Origin of the sequence: Phenylobacterium sp. (assembly GCF_031425575.1) — a bacterium.
Classification (GTDB): domain Bacteria; phylum Pseudomonadota; class Alphaproteobacteria; order Caulobacterales; family Caulobacteraceae; genus Phenylobacterium.
Genome location: NZ_JANPJP010000182.1, coordinates 1 through 1,781 on the forward strand (window position 1 = coordinate 1; position 1,781 = coordinate 1,781).

Below are 1,781 nucleotides of genomic sequence, written 5' to 3' on the forward strand. Positions count from 1 at the left end.
GAGCTGCAGGCCCTCTGCTTCCTGGCCGGGGCCAATTCCATGTTCATCGGCGGCAAGCTGCTGACCACCGCCAACCCGGACAAGGACACCGACGCGGCCCTGATGGCCGATCTCGGCTTGCGCCCCATGACAATGGGCGCCCCGGCCTAGGGCTTCTCCGCGGGCATGGCGGTGCTAATCTCGCCGCCATGCCCACGCCGCACCAACAGGCCGAAGCCGAACTGACCACCTACGCCCTCAGCCTGCCGGAGACCGACCTGGCGCCGGGCTGGGCCGACACCCGCTACCTGCGGGTGCGGGGCAAGGGCTTCGCGGTGCTGGGGGACAAGGTGCAGGCGCACGACGCCCTGACGATCACCCTCAAGCTGCCGATCTCCTACGAGATGGTCCAGGACCTGTCCTTCGTGCGCCAGGGATCGCCCTGGTACCATCAGAACAAATGGGCGATCGCGCACTTTGGCCCCGAGGACGACATCCTGGCGGAGCTCGACACCCTGAAGGGCTGGCTACGTCAGAGCTATGTGGCCATGGCGCCCAAGGCGCTGGGCCGCCTGCTGACAGAATCTGGCGCGTGACGGATTACGCCCTGGCCGATGTCGGCGGGACGGCGCTCATTTCGTCCTGTGGACTAGCTTGACCCCTGGCCCGCCCCTATCTGGCGATGACCTCTGAAGGACCGTAGCCCGCGTGCAGCCGATCATATCCGTGAGAGGTCTCTCCAAGACCTATGCCGGGGGCTTCCAGGCCCTGAAGTCGATCGACCTGGATATCCGCAAGGGCGAGATCTTCGCCCTGCTGGGCCCCAACGGCGCCGGCAAGACGACGTTGATCAGCATCATCTGCGGCATCGTCAATCCGGGCTCGGGTCAGGTCCTGGCCGACGGCCATGACATCGTCGCCGACTACCGCGCCGCCCGTGGCAAGATCGGCCTGGTGCCGCAGGAGCTTTCCACCGACGCCTTCGAGAGCGTCGGGGACACGGTGAAGTTCAGCCGCGGCCTGTTCGGCAAGCCGCCCAATCCCGCCTATATCGAGAAGATCCTTCGGCAGCTCTCTCTGTGGGACAAGAAGGCTGAGAAGATCATGGCCCTGTCGGGGGGCATGAAGCGCCGGGTGATGATCGCCAAGGCGCTCTCCCACGAACCGCAGATCCTGTTCCTCGACGAGCCCTCCGCGGGCGTCGATGTCGAGCTGCGCCGCGACATGTGGGAGATGGTCCGGGGCCTGCGCGACAGCGGCGTCACCATCATCCTCACCACCCACTATATCGAGGAGGCCGAGGAGATGGCCGACCGGATCGGAGTGATCAGCGCAGGCCAGCTGATCCTGGTGGAGGACAAGGACGTCCTCATGCGGAAGCTCGGCAAGAAGCAGCTGACCCTGCACCTGCAGGAACCGCTCACCGCCCTGCCCAAGGAGCTGGCCGGCGAACCGCTTGAGCTGTCGGCCGACGGGGCCGAGCTGGTCTACACCTTCGACACCCAGAGCCAGGAGACCGGCATCGCCGAGCTCCTGCGCCGGCTGGCCAAGCACGGCATCGACTTCAAGGACCTCCAGACCAGCCAGAGCTCCCTTGAGGAAATCTTCGTCAGCCTGGTGAGGACCCCGCGATGAACCTGCATGCGATCCGCGCCATCTATCACTTCGAGCTGGCCCGCACCTGGCGCACGGTGCTGCAGTCCATCGCCTCGCCGGTGATCACCACCTCGCTCTATTTCATCGTCTTCGGCTCGGCGATCGGCTCGCGGATGACGGAGATCGACGGGATCAGCTACGGCGCC

Annotated in this window: 2 protein-coding genes and 2 pseudogenes; all 4 read left to right on the plus strand. The window is 65.9% G+C overall.

Translation table 11 applies throughout. The annotated features are described in order from the left end of the window. Window positions 1-150, plus strand: a pseudogene (locus RMO97_RS10345) (biotin synthase); the annotation flags it as partial. 38 nt (window positions 151-188) lie between these two features. Next, window positions 189-575 carry an MmcQ/YjbR family DNA-binding protein gene (locus tag RMO97_RS10350; protein WP_310540866.1) on the plus strand — a complete coding sequence of 129 codons (387 nt, stop codon included), beginning with the start codon at window positions 189-191 and terminating at the stop codon, window positions 573-575. A 112-nt stretch (window positions 576-687) separates the two neighbouring features. Next, window positions 688-1,614 (plus strand): ABC transporter ATP-binding protein, encoded by a 927-nt coding sequence (locus RMO97_RS10355; protein WP_310540868.1) that lies wholly within the window; start codon window positions 688-690, stop codon window positions 1,612-1,614. Then, window positions 1,611-1,781: pseudogene (locus RMO97_RS10360) on the plus strand (sugar ABC transporter permease); the annotation flags it as partial. The gene RMO97_RS10355 and the pseudogene RMO97_RS10360, both read left to right, overlap by 4 nt.

Excerpts from the sequence above, each read along its gene's own strand:
- RMO97_RS10350 (WP_310540866.1), top strand. The coding sequence starts at position 189 with ATGCCCACGCCGCACCAACAGGCCGAAGCCGAACTGACCACCTACGCC.